This window comes from Pseudomonas sp. WS 5027, from assembly GCF_012985695.1.
Lineage (GTDB): Bacteria > Pseudomonadota > Gammaproteobacteria > Pseudomonadales > Pseudomonadaceae > Aquipseudomonas > Aquipseudomonas hygromyciniae.
On sequence record NZ_JAAQWU010000042.1, the window covers coordinates 1 to 15,361 of the forward strand.

Genomic DNA, 15,361 nt, shown 5'->3' on the forward strand with positions numbered 1-15,361 from the left:
CGCGCTAAACCAGGATGCCCGCGTTATCGTTGACGATTTTCGCGAGCAAGCTCGCTCCTACAGTGAGCATGCATCAAGCCACGAACTGCTCCGCGTGATGGCAAGCCACTTGGCGGTTGTCCAGTTCACGCAGCGGTGGTTCTTCACTGCTGCTCGGTATTTCCCTGTAGGAGCGGGCTTGCCCGCGAAGAACGCAAGGGCGCCGCGCTAAACCAGGATGCCCGCGTTATCGTTGACGATTTTCGCGAGCAAGCTCGCTCCTACAGTGAGCATGCATCAAGCCACGAACTGCTCCGCGTGATGGCAAGCCACTTGGCGGTTGTCCAGTTCCCGCAGCAGCGGTTCTTCACTGCTGCAGCGCTCGGTCGCATACGGGCAGCGCTTGTGGAAGGCGCAGCCAGGTGGCGGGTTAAGCGGGTTGGGCAGTTCGCCGACGATCTTGATCTTTGGCTTGTTCGGGTCGGGATGGATGGTCGGGGTGGCCGACAACAGCGCCTGGGTGTACGGGTGCAGGGGACGTGCGTAGATGTCCTCCTTGGGGCCCACTTCCACCGGGCGGCCGAGGTACATCACCATCACGTCATCCGCGACGTGTTGCACCACCGCCAGGTTGTGGGAGATGAACACATAGGCCGTGTTGTACTGCTGCTGCAAATCCATGAACAGGTTGAGCACCTGGGCCTGGATCGAGACGTCGAGGGCCGAGGTCGGCTCATCCGCCACCAGCACTTTGGGTTGCAGCATCATTGCCCGGGCCAGGGCGATCCGCTGGCGCTGGCCACCGGAGAACATGTGCGGGTAGCGCTGATAGTGCTCAGGGCGCAGGCCCACCTGCTTCATCATCGCCTGGACTTTTTCCCGGCGCTCGGCCGCGGACAGGTTGGTGTTGATCAGCAGCGGCTCGCCCAGTTGATCACCGACTTTCTGCCGAGGGTTCAACGAGGCATAAGGGCTCTGGAACACCATCTGCACGTCTTTGCGTAGTTGCTTGCGCTGGGCCTTGTCGGCGCCGGCGACTTCCTGGCCGGCGATTTTCAAGGATCCGGACGATGGCTCTTCAATCAGCGTCAGTGCCCGAGCCAGGGTGGATTTGCCGCACCCGGACTCACCCACCACAGCCAGGGTCTTGCCGGCCTCCAGCTCAAACGACACGCCATTGAGGGCGCGCACGGTGGCGTGGCCCTTGAACAGGCCACGGGACACTTCGTAGTGACGGGTCAGGTCGCGGGCGGTAAGAACGACGGCCATTACGCCACCTCCTGGTTCAAGGGGTAGAAGCAGCGCACAAGGCTGTGGGCTTGCGGGTCCAGGGTCGGACGGGTCTGGCGGCAGCTGTCCTGCACGTACGGGCAGCGTGGTGACAGCAGGCAGCCTTGCGGGCGGTCATAACGACCAGGAACGATGCCGGGCAAGGTTGCCAGGCGTTCGGCGCCCATGCTGTGTTCCGGGATCGCCGCCAGCAATGCTTCGCTGTACGGGTGCGCCGGTACGTCGAACAAGCCCGGTACCTGGCCGACTTCCACCGCTTGGCCGGCGTACATCACGCACACGCGCTGGGCGGTTTCCGCTACGACTGCGAGGTCGTGGGTAATGAGCACCAGGCCCATGTTCTGTTCTTTCTGCAGGGCCAGTAGCAGTTCCATGATCTGCGCCTGAATGGTCACGTCCAGCGCCGTGGTCGGTTCATCCGCGATCAGCAGTTTCGGCTCGCCGGCGATGGCCATGGCGATGGCCACGCGCTGGCTCATACCGCCGGACAGTTGGTGCGGGTAGGCATCCATACGGCTGGCAGCGCCTGGGATTTCGACTTTTTCCAACAGTTCGATGGCCCGCTTGCGCGCTTGCTTGCTGGACATTTTCAGGTGCAGGCGCAGCACTTCTTCAATCTGGAAGCCCACGGTGTAGCTGGGATTCAGCGCGGTCATCGGGTCCTGGAACACCATCGCCAGGTCTTTGCCGACGATCTGCCGACGTTGACGGTTGCTCAGCTTGAGCATGTCCTTGCCGTCGAAGGTCAGCGAGTCAGCGGTGACGATGCCGGGATGCTCGATCAGGCCCATCAGCGCCATCATGGTCACGGATTTACCCGAACCCGACTCGCCAACGATGGCCAGTACTTCGCCTTTGTCCACGGACAGGTCGAGGCCATCGACCACTGGCACGGCGGTTTTGTCGCCGAAGCGCACATTGAGATTCTTGATTTCTAGCAGTGACATGGGAATCTCCTCACGCGGCATTCTTGAGTTTCGGGTCCAGCGCATCGCGCAGTCCGTCGCCCATCAGGTTGATTGCCAGCACGCTGAGCAAAATGGTCAAGCCAGGCAGGCTCACGACCCACCAGGCGCGTTCGATGTAGTCACGGGCCGAAGCCAGCATGGTGCCCCACTCGGGGGTTGGCGGTTGTACGCCAAGGCCGAGGAAGCCCAGGGCCGCGGCATCGAGAATCGCCGAGGAGAAGCTCAAGGTGGCCTGCACGATCAGCGGTGCCATGCAGTTGGGCAGCACGGTCACGAACATCAGGCGCGGCAGACCGGCACCGGCCAAGCGCGCGGCCGTCACATAGTCACGGTTGAGCTCGCCCATCACCGCCGCGCGGGTCAGGCGCACATAGGATGGCAGCGACACAATGGCAATCGCGATCACGGTGTTGATCAAGCCAGGGCCGAGGATGGCGACAATCGCCACGGCCAGCAGCAGGGACGGCAGGGCCAGCATGATGTCCATCAGACGCATGATGGTGGGGCCGAGCAGACGCGGGAAGAACCCGGCGAACAGCCCCAGCAGGATCCCCGGAATCAGCGACATCACCACCGATGACAAGCCGATCAGCAACGACAGGCGTGAGCCTTGGATCAGGCGCGACAGCAAGTCGCGGCCCAATTCGTCGGTGCCCAGCAGGAACTGCATCTGCCCGCCTTCGAGCCACGACGGCGGGGTCAGCAGGAAGTCGCGGTATTGCTCGCTGGGGTTATGGGGCGCGACCCACGGGGCGAAGATCGCGCAGAACACGATCAGCAACATGAACAGCAGGCCGGCAACCGCGCCCTTGTTCTTGGAGAAGGCTTGCCAGAATTCTTTGTACGGCGACGGGTACAGCAGGCTTTGATCGACTGCTGACACGGGAGTTGGTGTGGTCATGGTCATGATCTCAGCGCTGGTGACGGATGCGTGGGTTGGCGAAGCCGTAGAGGATATCCACCACGAAGTTCACCAGGATCACCAGGCAGGCGATCAGCAGGATGCCGTTTTGCACCACCGGATAATCCCGGGCGCCAATGGCTTCGATCAGCCATTTGCCGATGCCGGGCCAGGAGAAGATGGTCTCGGTCAATACCGCGCCGGCCAGCAGCGTGCCGACTTGCAGGCCGACCACGGTCAATACCGGGATCAGCGCGTTGCGCAGGCCGTGCACGAACACCACGCGCGCCGGCGACAGGCCCTTGGCCTTGGCGGTACGGATGTAGTCTTCGCGCAGTACTTCAAGCATCGATGAGCGGGTCATCCGCGCGATTACCGCCAGCGGAATGGTGCCGAGCACGATGGCCGGCAGGATCAGGTGGTGCAGCGCATCCCAGAACGCGTCCGGCTCGTCGGCCAGCAGGGTGTCGATCAGCATGAAGCCGGTGCGTGGCTCGATGTCATAGAGCAGGTCGATACGCCCGGAAACCGGGGTCCAGCCCAGGCTCACCGAGAAGAACATGATCAGGATCAGGCCCCACCAGAAGATCGGCATCGAATATCCCGCCAGGGAGATGCCCATCACCCCATGGTCGAACAGGGATCCTCGCTTCAAGGCCGCGATCACCCCGGCCAGTAGCCCGAGGATGCCGGCGAACAACAGGGCGGCCATGGACAGCTCCAGGGTCGCGGGGAACAGTGCGCTGAACTCGGTCCACACGCTGGTGCGGGTGCGCAGGGATTCGCCGAGGTCGCCCTGGGCGAGCTTGCCGACGTAGTCCAGGTATTGCGCATATAAGGGTTTGTTCAAGCCAAGGCGTTCCATTGCCTGGGCGTGCATCTCGGGGTCAACCCGCCTTTCGCCCATCATGACTTCTACGGGGTCGCCGGGGATCATGCGAATCAACGCAAAAGTCAGCAACGTGATGCCGAAGAACGTTGGGATCAACAATCCCAATCGGCGGGCAATAAAACTAAACATCGTGGTATCTACCTCAATCAGCCGGTTAGGCAGGTCCGGCACCGTCAACGTCGACGGTGCGGGGCGTCTCTTATTACTTCACCTGGGTGGTGGCGAAGTTATTGTTGGTCAGGGGGCTTTGGATATATCCCTCGACGTTTTTACGCATGGCGGTGAACATTTTCGGGTAGGCCAAGGGGATCCACGGTTGGTCCTTGTCGAAAACCTCCAACGCTTGTTCATAGAGTGCGGCGCGCTGTGTGGGTTCAGCGATGGCACGGGCCTTGTCGATCAAGCCCTGAAACTCTTCGTTACACCAGCGGGCGTAGTTTTCGCCGTTTTTGGCGGCATCGCAACTCAGGTTCGGCGTGAGGAAGTTGTCTGGATCGCCGTTGTCCCCGGCCCAGCCGGCAGAGACCATGTCGTGCTCGCCAGCCTTGGCGCGCTTGAGCATTTCGCCCCATTCCATGACCTTGATATTGACCTTCAGGCCAATCTGCGCCAGATCCGCCTGCATGCGCTGGGCGCCAAGCATCGGGTTGGGATTGGTCGGGCCGCCGCCGTTGCGGGTGAACAGGGTGAACTCGGTACCTTCCGGCACACCGGCTTCCTTGAGTAGGGCGCGGGCCTTGTCCAGGTCGCGGGCCGGGTTTTTCAGCTTGTCGTTGAAACCTAGCAAGGTCGGCGGGTACGGGCCGGTGGCGTCGACGGCATTGCCTTTGCCGTACAGGGATTCGTTGTAGCCTTGTTTGTCGAATGCGATGTTGATCGCGTGACGCACCCGCGCGTCGCTCATGTACTTGCGGGTGGTGTTCATGGCGGTGTAGGCGGTGGTCATCGCCGCCAGCTCCGAGACCTTGAGGTTTGGATCGGCCTTGATACTTGGCAGGTCATCGGGTTTTGGATACAGGGCGATCTGGCACTCATTGGCCTTGAGCTTTTGCAGGCGCACGTTGTTATCCACCGCGATGGCCAGGATCAGCGGGTCAGCGGGCGGCTTGCCGCGGAAGTATTCCGGGTTGGCCTTGAAGCGCACCTGGGCGTCTTTCTGGTAGCGGGTAAAAATGAACGGGCCGGTGCCGATCGGCTTGCTGTTGAGCTCGCCGGTCTTGTTGGCGGCCAGCAGTTTGTCGGCGTACTCGGCCGAGTGAATGGCGGTGAACGGCATTGCAACATCGGCCAGGAACGGTGCTTCGGGGCGGGTCAGGGTGAAGACCACGGTGTGGTCATCGGTCTTCTCGACGCTTTTGAGCAGTTCCTTGAAACCCATGCTTTCGAAATAAGGGAAGCCGGTAATGGACTTGTCGTGCCACGGGTGTTTCGGGTCCAGTTGGCGCTGGAAACTCCAGAGCACGTCGTCGGCATTCAGGTTGCGCGTAGGCTTGAAGTAATCGGTGGTGTGGAACTTGACGTCATCACGCAGGTGGAAGGTATAGGTCAGGCCGTCCTCACTGATGTCCCAGGACTTGGCGAGTGCGGGCCTGATTTCAGTGGTGCCGGGCTTGAAGTCCACCAGGCGGTTGAACATGGTTTCGGCGGCGGCATCGGCGGTGACGGCCGTGACGTACACGACCGGGTCGAAGCCTTCCGGACTGGCTTCGGTGCAGACCACCAGCGGCTTGGCCGAAATGCCCAGGGCCACACTCAGCAGTGCAGCGGTCATGGCAGCTTGTAACGGGAGCATTTTCATCGAAGAGCCCTCTGCGATCGATTCAACCACACAAATGTAGACGGCAGGCTCGTCCTGAGCCCGCCGTCTACCTGGTGCGAATTAAAGAATGTTGAATGGGACGGTGGTAACCAGACGGAATTCTTTGACGCTGCCGTCGAACTGGTTGGCGCTGCCACGGTGTTCAACGTAGGTGGCACGAATCGCGGTGGCCTTGAGCGGGCCGCTCTGGACCGCGTAGGCTGCGCCAACACCGTATTCCTGGTGTTTTTCGCCGTCTTGTTTTTCGATGCCGGTGTAGGCGTAAGCGCCGTTGCTGTTACCGGTGTAGTGAGTACCGTCGATACCCCAGCCGCGTGCGGAGTAGACGTTGAACTTCAGGCCCGGCACGCCGTATTCGGCCATGTTGATGGCGTAGGCGACCTGGAAGGATTTCTCGTTCGGGCCGTTGAAGTCCGAAGTCAGGGAGTTGGCCAGGTAGATGCCGTTGGTTTCGTGCAGGTAGTCGAAGTACTCGTTACCGTTCACTTGCTGGTAGGAGAAGGTCAGGCTGTGAGCCTGATGCGCCAGGCCGAGGGACAGTGAGAAGGTATCGTTGTCGATTTCCCCCATCAGCTTTTTGCCTTCGTCGACGGTTTTGTAGTAGTTGAAGCCAGTGGTCAGGGCCAGTTGCTGGCTGTCACCCAGTTCGTGGGTAGCGCCAAAGTAGTACTGGTTCCAGAAGTCCTTGACGTTGGCGCCGAAGACGCTGGTTTTCAGGCTCGCGAACGGTTGGTAGTTGGCGCCCAGGGTGTAGACCTTGTCGGTTGTAGCGCTTTTGGCGCCTTGTTGGCTGTACTCGCTACGGAACTTCGACAGGCTCTGCTCGGACCGTGGCGAGACGCGGTCAAACACGCCCCCCTGGAACGACAGGTTGCTGAACTCTGCGCTGTTGAAGCTCACACCTTGGAAGCTCGATGGCAGGGGACGGTTGCCGATGTTGTCGACAATCGGCGTGCTGAAGTTCTGGCGGCCGGCGGTCAGTGTTGTGTTCGACACGCGGAACTGCAAGTTGGCCAGGCCCAGTTTGCTCCACTGGTCTACGGCATTGCCGTCAGAGTCAGCCAAGGTACGGTTGGAGCCGCCCTTGATATCGCGTTTGCTGCGGTCTAGAACCAGAGCGTTGTACACCGCTACTTCGGCCTTGACGCCCACAGTGCCCTGGGTGAAACCCGAGCTGGCATTGATGATGGTGCCCTGGACCCAGTTGGTACGGTTGCGGTCGGTCTTCGTTACACCGTGCTCTTTGTATTTGAAGCTGCCCCCGCGGTACAGGTGTTCATTGGAGTACCAGTTGCGCGTACTGCCGCCCAGGCTGAAGTCTTCGATAAAGCCTTTTGCCTCGCTTTGGGCGCTGCTGCCGGCCAGTGTGGTAGGAACAAAGTCCTGGCTCACGGATTCTGCATAGGCGGTTGCCGTGATGCTGCTGATGGCCATGGCCAGTAGCACTTTGCTGCTTAGTTTCATGGGTGGAGCTCCTTTGGTTCTCTTTTTTTAATGCCGGCCTTATTAGGTGAGCCGGCTATTGGGTGTGTAACTCTTCAAGCCTTTGCAAACGTTTGCTGTAGGACATTTCACGAATTACAGCTGCACGTTTGCAGCAGAGCCAACTTCGCTCTGCGCATCCGGTTATTTTCTTATGGGGTAATACTGACGCCCGAGAACACGTTGCGGCCGAAGGGGCTCACTTTGAAACCTTCGACTTTGGTGCTTAACGGCTGGTTGACCGTCGAGTGGGCGACAGGCGTGATCGGCACCTGCTGTTTGAGCAGTTGCTGCGCCTGTTTGTACAGAACAGTCCTTTGTTCGCGGTCGGTGACGACCTTGGCTTGCTTGATCAGCTTGTCGTACGCAGGGTCGCACCACATCGAGTAGTTGTTCCCGCCGATGGCGTCGCAGCTGTAGAGGGTGCCTAGCCAGTTGTCCGGGTCACCGTTATCGCCGGTCCAGCCAATCAGGCTGACATCGTGCTCGCCGTTCTTGGTGCGCTTGATGTACTCGCCCCATTCATAGCTGACGATCTTGACCTTGAGGCCGATCTTGGCCCAGTCGTTTTGCAGCATCTCGGCCATCAGCTTGGCGTTGGGGTTGTACGGGCGCTGGACCGGCATCGCCCACAGGGTGATCTCGGTGCCTTCCTTGACGCCGGCAGCCTTGAGCAATTCCTTGGCTTTTTCCGGGTTGTAGGCGGCGTCCTTGATGCTGTCGTCGTAGGACCATTGGGTCGGCGGCATGGCATTGACAGCCAACTGCCCGGCGCCTTGGTACACGGCGTTGAGGATGCTCTGCTTGTTTACTGCCATGTCCAGCGCCTGGCGGACTTCGAGCTGGTCGAAGGGTTTGTGCCGGACGTTGTAGGAGATGTAGCCGAGGTTGAAGCCAGGCTTGGTCAGCAGTTGCAAGTTGGGGTCGGCCTTGAGCGCGTCGACATCGGCGGGGCGTGGATGCAGGGTGACCTGGCATTCATTGGCCTTGAGCTTCTGTACTCGCACCGAAGCATCGGTGTTGATGGCGAAAATCAGTTGGTCGAGCTTGACCTTGCTCGGGTCCCAATACTGTTTATTGCCGGCGTAACGGATCTGCGAATCCTTCTGGTACCGCTGGAACACGAACGGCCCGGTGCCGATCGGCTTCTGGTTGATATCGCTGGGTTTGCCGGTCTTGAGCAGTTGTTCGGCGTATTCCGCCGAGAGGATTGCGGCGAAGCTCATGGCGATGTTCTGGACAAACGCAGCGTCGACCGTATTGAGGGTCATCACCACGGTGTGCGGGTCGGTTTTCTCGACCTTGGCGATGTTCTTGTTCAGGCTCATCCCGTTGAAGTACGGAAACTCGGTGGGGTAGGCCTTGCGAAACGGATGGTCGGGATCAAGCATGCGATTGAAGGTGAACAGCACGTCATCGGCATTGAAATCCCGTGTCGGCTTGAATTCCTTGTTGCTGTGGAACTTCACCCCTTCGCGCAAGTGGAAGGTATAGGTCAGGCCGTCTGGCGAGATATCCCACTTGGTAGCCAGTCCTGGGACGACCCCGGTTTCGCCCTTTTCGAACTCAACCAGGCGGTTGTAGATCGGTTCGGCCGCATCGTTGTCGGTGGCGGTGGTGTATTGCGCGGTATCGAACCCGGCCGGGCTGCCTTCGGAGCAGAACACCAGGCTTTTCTTCTCGGCAGCCTGGCCCATCGAAGCGACGGCCAACAGGCTGGTACCCAATATCGCGGATAGAACGGTGGTATGGCGCATGACGGTCCCCAATCCATGTTTATCGTTTTCGTCAGTGAACAGTCGCCACGCCTTACCTGGCATGGAGAAAGCACTGCTCCCATCCACAGCAAATGCCGTATCGGAACTGCGTATTTGCCTACCGCGACGTTAGGGAACGCGGGCAGGACAGTAAATGCGCAGAACCGGACAGACCTTGTAGGGATCGGACGTTACCTTTGCAGTTAGATGCTGTAGGTCGGCAGCGACTGCGAACGTAGTCTGATTCCTAGTGTCTTGGCGGATGCAATAACGGCGACGTTACGAAACGTCGCCGCTAGAGATCACTACTTGCTGACGCTCACCCCGTAGAAGGAATTCAAGCCAAATGGGCTGATCTTGAAGTCCTGCACGTTGTTGCGCATGGGTTGATACACCGTCGAGTGTGCGATAGGTGTCATGGGGACTGCGTCTTTGAGGACGTGTTGCGCCTGTTTGTACAGTTCGGTGCGCTTGGCGACATCCGACGTGGCCTTGGCTTCTTTCACGATGCCGTCGAATTTTTTGTCACACCATTTGGAGAAGTTGTTGCCGGCCAGGGAGTCGCAGCCGAACAGTACGTTCAGCCAGTTGTCCGGGTCACCATTGTCACCGCTCCAGCCGATGATCATGGCCTGGTTCTCGCCGCCCTTGGAGCGCTTGATGTACTCGCCCCACTCGTAGCTGACGATGTTGACCTTCAAGCCGATCTGCTTCCAGTCGTTCTGCAGCATCTCGGCCATCAGCTTGGCGTTGGGGTTGTACGGACGTTGGACCGGCATGGCCCACAGGGTGATTTCGGTGCCTTCCTTGACGCCGGCTTCCTTGAGCAACTCCTTGGCCTTGGCCACGTCGTGCGGGACGTCCTTGATGGTCTCGTCATAGGACCACTGGGTCGGCGGCATGGCGTTGACCGCCAGTTGGCCTGCGCCCTGGTAAACCGAGTCGATGATCTGCTGCTTGTTGACCGACATGTCCAGGGCCTGGCGTACGCGTAGGTCGGCCAGTGGGTTGGCCGCAGTCTGGCCTTTGAGCACAGGCATGACGTTGTAGGCGATATAGCCCAGGTTGAAACCGGCCTGGTGTGGCAGTTTCAGGGTCTTGTCTTCGCCCAGGGCCTTGAGGTCGGCTGGACGTGGGAAAAGGGTGACCTGGCATTCGTTCTTCTTGAGTTTCTGCACACGTACCGACGGGTCGGTGGTGATGGCGAAGATCAGGTTGTCGATCTTCACGTCTTCAGGCTTCCAGTAATCCTTGTTGCCGGTGAAGCGGATGTTGGAGTCTTTCTGATAGCTCTTGAACACGAACGGGCCAGTGCCTACCGGCTTCTGGTTGATCTCCTGGGGCTTGCCTTCCTTCAACAGTTGGGCGGCGTATTCGGCCGACTGCAGCGAGGCGAAGCTCATGGCCAGGTTCTGGATAAATGCGGCGTCCACGGTGCCAAGGGTGAACTTGACGGTATGGTCGTCGATTTTCTCGATGTTCTTGATGTTGGTGTCCATCCCCATGTCCGTGAAATACGGGAACTCGGTGGGGTAGGCCTTACGGAATGGATCGTCTTTGTTGATCATCCGGTTGAAGGTGAAGAGCACGTCGTCGGCGTTGAATTCGCGCGTCGGCTTGAAGTATGGCGTGGTGTGGAACTTGACCCCTTCGCGCAGGTGGAAGGTGTAGGTCAGGCCATCTTCGGAAACGTCCCACTTGGTGGCCAAGCCAGGAATCACGGCGGTGCCGCCACGCTCGAACTGGCTGAGACGGTTGAACATGGTTTCGGCCGAAGCATCGAAGTCTGTTCCGGTGGTGTACTGGCCTGGGTCGAAACCGGCCGGGCTCCCTTCGGAGCAGAACACCAGATTAGTCGCCGCCTGGGCGAAAGGTGCAGCGGCCATTAAACCGGCGCTGACTAAAAACGGAATGACTGCGTGTTTAAGCATGTTGGCCTCATGATTTGTTGTCATTTTTGGAATTGAGGGCGACCTCGTGAGTCGGCCTGCGGATACTTATGCAGGCCCCATACCCAATGCAAGACGTTGAGAGGCAACAAGCGGCAAAGAGTGGTACGAACGTACAAGAATGTCGCATTCATATAATTTTCGACACAAAACTGCATTTTTGACGGTTTTTTCGGTGCGCGCGACGCACCGAATCGGCCCAACCGAGGTGTCTGGCGCACTCGGTTGGGGCGTGGTTGTTACTTATTCAGACTTACGCCATAGAACGGCGTCAGCCCAAACGGGCTGATTTTGAAGTCCTGGACTTCCTTGCGCAGTGGCTGGAAAACCGTCGAGTTCGCAATAGGCGTTATAGGTACTTGATCTTTAAGTATTTTTTGCGCCTGTTGATACCACTTGATGCGCTCGTCACGGTCACTGCTGAGTTTGGCCTTCTGTACCAGTTGGTCGTACTGCGGGTTACACCATTTTGCGTAGTTGCTGCCCTTGACCGCCGCACAACTGTAGAGCACCCCAAGCCAGTTATCCGGGTCGCCGTTGTCGCCGGTCCAGCCGTAAATCATCACATCGTGCTCGCCGTTTTTGGCGCGTTTGATGTATTCGCCCCACTCATAGCTGACGATATTGGCGGTGATCCCGACCTTGGCCCAATCCTGCTGGATCATCTGAGCCGACATGCGCGCATTGGGATTGGAGGCGCGCTGCACGGTCATCGCCCACAAGTTGATGGTGGTACCGGGTGCAACCCCTGCTTCTTTTAGTAGCGCCCGGGCCTTGGCCGGATCGTGCGGCGCGTCCTTGATGTTGGGGTCATAAGACCACTGGGCCGGAGGTAGAGCGTTTTGCGCCAATTGTCCGGCACTTTGGTATACCGCTTGGATAATCGCCGGCTTATCGATGGCCATGTCCAGGGCCTGGCGGACCTTGAGCTGGTCCAATGGCGGATGAGTCACGTTATAGGCCAGGAAACCCAGATTGAAGCCGGCCTGCTGCAACACCCGCAGGTTCGGATCCTGCTTCATCACTTCTATATCCGAGGGGCGCGGATAGCCGCTGACCTGGCATTCGCCGGCCTTGAGCTTTTGCAGGCGCGACGCGGCGTCCGGGGTGATCGCAAACACCAGGTTGTCGAGCTTCACATCCTCAGGCTTCCAATATTGTTTATTGGCGACGTAGCGAATCTGCGAGTCCTTCTGGTAGCGCTTGAACACAAACGGCCCGGTGCCGACCGGCTTCTGGTTGATATCGGCGGCCTTTCCTTGTTTGAGCAGCTGCGCGGCGTACTCGGCCGACTGCACCGAGGCAAAGCTCATGGCCAGGTTCTGTACGAAGGCGGCATCGACGTTATTGAGGTTGAAGCGCACGGTATGTTTGTCGAGTTGTTCCACGCTCTTGATCGTGGTGTTCAGGCCCATGTCGGTGAAGTACGGCGACTCGGACGGGTAGGCCTGGCGCAATGGGCTGTTGGCATCCAGCAGGCGCTGGAAGGTAAACACTACATCCTCGGCATTAAAGTCGCGGGTCGGCGTGAAGTACTCAGTGGTGTGGAACTTGACCCCCTCGCGCAGGTGAAAGGTGTAGGCCAGGCCGTCCTTGGAGACATCCCAGCTTGTCGCCAGGCCAGGCTCGACTTCGGTCCCGCCGCGTTTGAACTGGGTCAGGCGGTTGAACACGGTTTCGGCCGAGGCATCAAAGTCGGTGCCGCTGGTGTATTGGCTGGGATCGAAACCGGCGGGGCTGGCTTCGGAGCAGTAGACCAGGGTGCTGGCGGCGTGGGCCATGGGCGTAAATGCCAACAATCCCGCAACGAGGAACAGTGTTTTCAAGGCGTTTTTTTCCATGCAGACCCCAGAGATGGCAGGTATATAAGACTGCCCATACGAAAAACGGCAGTCACCGAGGTTACCGCCGTTCAGGGGATCAGGTAAGTGGGCGCTGTAGCCGTGCCTTGGGCTACGAGAGCGTCAGGACCTCGATAGTGGTGGGTGCGTCCTTGTCGATGGTGAACAAGCTGTTGAGCTCATTACCTTCGCGTATCGTGAACGTTCGCTTGATGATCACCTCCACATCAGGCACCCGGTTGATATCTTTTTCCGGGTTGGATAGGTGTCCTTTGGATGTAATTTGGACCTTCGTCACTTTGCTGGATGGATCGTGATTGATGTGAAACTGGGTATCGTCAGCGCCAAAGTAGTAGCCATCTTGCAGTACCGAGCCACCGTTCAAGTCAATGGTGGCAGGGGCTATTGAGCCTTGATGGGCGACCTCGGAAATACGCGCACGCAGGTCGGGGTCCTCAATTGTGCGCTCGAACTGCGCCAGCCTTGCTTGCCTGATGCCCTCGGCTGAGTTCGCTGTGGCGTCCAGTGGGTGGCTGACGGATAACCCGTTTTCTGTGGTGGTGACGGTGTAAGGGTTACGGTTTATATCCAAAACAAAGTTGGGTGAGTACTGGCTCGAACTGTGCTCCGTGGGCTGTGCCTTTTCTCCGGGCGCAACGGAAAAGCCAGTCTCGTCGATGTTCCAGGAAACCCTGAAGTTTGTTTTGGTGACGCCTTCATCCTTGAAATTGCTGCTGGCGAACTCGTAGCTGGATCCCGCGTTAATTTTCAAGAAATCGTCGACCTTGTTGGCGCCTGTGATTGGTTTGCCGTCGAGATCGAGAAAATGATTGGCAAAAGACGGTGGGGGCTTCGTGTCATTGCTGGGGGTTGGTGAGCTGCTGCGCCCCCGGAACCACTTGATGCCGCCGTTGCCATTGGCTGAGACCCACTCGCCATTGCCCGAAGAGTGGACAGTCATCACGGGTCGCCTGGTTTGCGGGTCAATGATCTGCACATAGCCGTTGCTCAGTTTGAAATCCCCTCGGATCTCATACACGTTGCTGATGCCGGTGGCGTCGGTGTAGCGGATTAACCAGCGATCTGCGTTGGTGGTTGCATCCTTGACCTGATAAATCCCCTTGCCGTTGGGCGTCACATTTTCAATCAACTGCTCGCCATTTGGCAGCGCATGCTGGCTGATATGCCCAGCTTGGCTTGGGCGCAAGGGGTTGGCAGGTTGGGCCTCGCTTGGAACGGTGACTTCATGGGTATTCTTTGCGGGCTTGGGGGCGTGCACGAACTCAAAGTCGTTTGTTTGTGAGTTCTGCTTCCATTGGTAATCTTCGGCTCTTGGTACGCCAGGGACTTTGGCGGGTTCACCTAGCCCGGATTCGACGGCACCTGGCGCAAGTTCGTGGGCCAGTTGCAGACCTGATATTACCGCCGCTGCATTGCCGCCCACACGATCCTGCGCCGTCATGCCGTAGAGACTGTCATGGACGCCGAAGACAATATTGCCAGTGTTGCCAATTACGGGAACGTATCCGAAAGTATTACCCCAGAAATCTTTCGCCGATTTCCAATCTTGCTGTGACGAACCAAACACCTGAGTTTGGTCGGACCATAATGCATTCTTGGCGTTCACCGCTTGGTATTGGGCGGCCACACCGCTGTAAAGGCTGCCGAACTTCAACTGATAGTCGCTGCCCCGGGCTCGGGTGTAATTGAATAGTTGCGCAGCCGGTATCTCCTCATCTGAAACCAGGTTGTGATATCCGGGGAAGTGGGCGTTGGCGCCCGAGATTAATGTGTCAAGCACATACCCCGCGCTGGGCCAGTGTGAATCCTTGCCTCCTTGGATATCTCGGGTGTTGAAGTTCCTCAGCAAGTTGTCGTGGTTGTCTTTAGCCCAGCTTGCAAAGTCTGCGTCGCCACGTATTTCGCGCACGGCGCCATTCTTCAGGTCTAACATCAACCCTTGGTTGGGCCTGTTTTTATAATTTCCGTCATAGGGTGTGTACGGAATAAAGGCATAGCCTGATAGGGGATAGCCGTAGACATTTGGAATGATGACTTGGCCGTTTTTATCCAGTGTCCGCGCCACGGCTTCTTGCCCTTCAGGGCTCAAGTTTTTAAAACTCTGTGTGTCACTGCGCAGGCTTTGCAAGGTTCCCCGTACAGCGTAGGCGTCCGCTTCTCCCGAGAGGCTTGCCAGTGGTCCCGAAGGGTCGCGCATGGGTGTGGATATTTCATGCTCCCAATGGTTTTGAAGCGTCTTGCCCAGCGACTCCAGATTATCGACCTTGCTTTTATCCTTTGGATCTATCTCCATCTCGTTGAAGTTGATCGGGCCACCCCGTTCCACTTTATCGTGCGCTAGTGTGCTGTTCGCGAAATAAATTTTCTAATTTTTCACCTACACTTCAGGTGTCATTCCTCCCTTGGAGAGTTTCAGGTGAGCGCACTGGACATTACGCTTAGCCCCGAAGAAAAGGCCCAAT

General features: G+C 58.4%; 11 protein-coding genes. 1 reads left to right on the forward strand and 10 read right to left on the reverse strand.

All coding sequences use genetic code 11. The annotated features are described in order from the left end of the window. Nucleotides 1-211, forward strand: a 211-nt coding sequence (locus HBO09_RS28705) for a hypothetical protein (protein WP_222933937.1), incomplete at its 5' end; no start/stop codon positions are given. 65 nt (nucleotides 212-276) lie between these two features. On the opposite strand, the gene HBO09_RS28255 is transcribed toward HBO09_RS28705, so the two are convergent. From HBO09_RS28255 to HBO09_RS28300, 10 genes are all read right to left on the reverse strand, one after another. After that, nucleotides 277-1,248 carry a peptide ABC transporter ATP-binding protein gene (locus HBO09_RS28255; RefSeq protein ID WP_029291946.1) on the reverse strand — a complete coding sequence of 324 codons (972 nt, stop codon included), beginning with the start codon at nucleotides 1,246-1,248 and terminating at the stop codon, nucleotides 277-279. Then, nucleotides 1,248-2,216, reverse strand: a complete 969-nt coding sequence (locus HBO09_RS28260; protein WP_169999529.1) for an ABC transporter ATP-binding protein — start codon at nucleotides 2,214-2,216, stop codon at nucleotides 1,248-1,250. The genes HBO09_RS28255 and HBO09_RS28260 overlap by 1 nt, the downstream gene beginning before the upstream one ends. A 10-nt stretch (nucleotides 2,217-2,226) precedes the next feature. Further along, nucleotides 2,227-3,138 (reverse strand): ABC transporter permease subunit, encoded by a 912-nt coding sequence (locus HBO09_RS28265; protein WP_038443398.1) that lies wholly within the window; start codon nucleotides 3,136-3,138, stop codon nucleotides 2,227-2,229. 10 nt (nucleotides 3,139-3,148) lie between these two features. Continuing rightward, nucleotides 3,149-4,159: an ABC transporter permease subunit gene (locus HBO09_RS28270; protein ID WP_032860135.1), complete on the reverse strand. Its 1,011-nt coding sequence runs from the start codon at nucleotides 4,157-4,159 to the stop codon at nucleotides 3,149-3,151. 73 nt (nucleotides 4,160-4,232) lie between these two features. Then, nucleotides 4,233-5,828, reverse strand: a complete 1,596-nt coding sequence (locus HBO09_RS28275; RefSeq protein ID WP_169999528.1) for an ABC transporter substrate-binding protein — start codon at nucleotides 5,826-5,828, stop codon at nucleotides 4,233-4,235. An 81-nt stretch (nucleotides 5,829-5,909) separates the two neighbouring features. After that, the gene (locus tag HBO09_RS28280; RefSeq protein WP_169999527.1) at nucleotides 5,910-7,313 is read right to left on the reverse strand and encodes an OprD family outer membrane porin; all 1,404 of its coding nucleotides are present in this window, start codon (nucleotides 7,311-7,313) and stop codon (nucleotides 5,910-5,912) included. Between the two features lie 170 nt (nucleotides 7,314-7,483). Next, the gene (locus tag HBO09_RS28285) at nucleotides 7,484-9,088 is read right to left on the reverse strand and encodes an ABC transporter substrate-binding protein (protein WP_169999526.1); all 1,605 of its coding nucleotides are present in this window, start codon (nucleotides 9,086-9,088) and stop codon (nucleotides 7,484-7,486) included. A gap of 305 nt (nucleotides 9,089-9,393) precedes the next feature. Further along, complete coding sequence (locus tag HBO09_RS28290; RefSeq protein WP_169999525.1) at nucleotides 9,394-11,019, reverse strand: ABC transporter substrate-binding protein; 1,626 nt, start codon at nucleotides 11,017-11,019, stop codon at nucleotides 9,394-9,396. Nucleotides 11,020-11,276: 257 nt separating this feature from the next. Continuing rightward, nucleotides 11,277-12,878, reverse strand: a complete 1,602-nt coding sequence (locus HBO09_RS28295) for an ABC transporter substrate-binding protein (protein WP_169999524.1) — start codon at nucleotides 12,876-12,878, stop codon at nucleotides 11,277-11,279. Between the two features lie 112 nt (nucleotides 12,879-12,990). After that, nucleotides 12,991-15,225 (reverse strand): hypothetical protein, encoded by a 2,235-nt coding sequence (locus tag HBO09_RS28300; RefSeq protein ID WP_178120481.1) that lies wholly within the window; start codon nucleotides 15,223-15,225, stop codon nucleotides 12,991-12,993. Nucleotides 15,226-15,361 lie beyond the last annotated feature (136 nt).

Bases quoted from the DNA above. Each gene is read 5' to 3' on its own strand.
- HBO09_RS28290 (WP_169999525.1), bottom strand. From the start codon at position 11,019: ATGCTTAAACACGCAGTCATTCCGTTTTTAGTCAGCGCCGGTTTAATG.
- HBO09_RS28270 (WP_032860135.1), bottom strand. From the start codon at position 4,159: ATGTTTAGTTTTATTGCCCGCCGATTGGGATTGTTGATCCCAACGTTC.
- HBO09_RS28260 (WP_169999529.1), bottom strand. From the start codon at position 2,216: ATGTCACTGCTAGAAATCAAGAATCTCAATGTGCGCTTCGGCGACAAA.
- HBO09_RS28255 (WP_029291946.1), bottom strand. From the start codon at position 1,248: ATGGCCGTCGTTCTTACCGCCCGCGACCTGACCCGTCACTACGAAGTG.
- HBO09_RS28265 (WP_038443398.1), bottom strand. From the start codon at position 3,138: ATGACCACACCAACTCCCGTGTCAGCAGTCGATCAAAGCCTGCTGTAC.
- HBO09_RS28285 (WP_169999526.1), bottom strand. From the start codon at position 9,088: ATGCGCCATACCACCGTTCTATCCGCGATATTGGGTACCAGCCTGTTG.
- HBO09_RS28280 (WP_169999527.1), bottom strand. From the start codon at position 7,313: ATGAAACTAAGCAGCAAAGTGCTACTGGCCATGGCCATCAGCAGCATC.
- HBO09_RS28295 (WP_169999524.1), bottom strand. From the start codon at position 12,878: ATGGAAAAAAACGCCTTGAAAACACTGTTCCTCGTTGCGGGATTGTTG.
- HBO09_RS28275 (WP_169999528.1), bottom strand. From the start codon at position 5,828: ATGAAAATGCTCCCGTTACAAGCTGCCATGACCGCTGCACTGCTGAGT.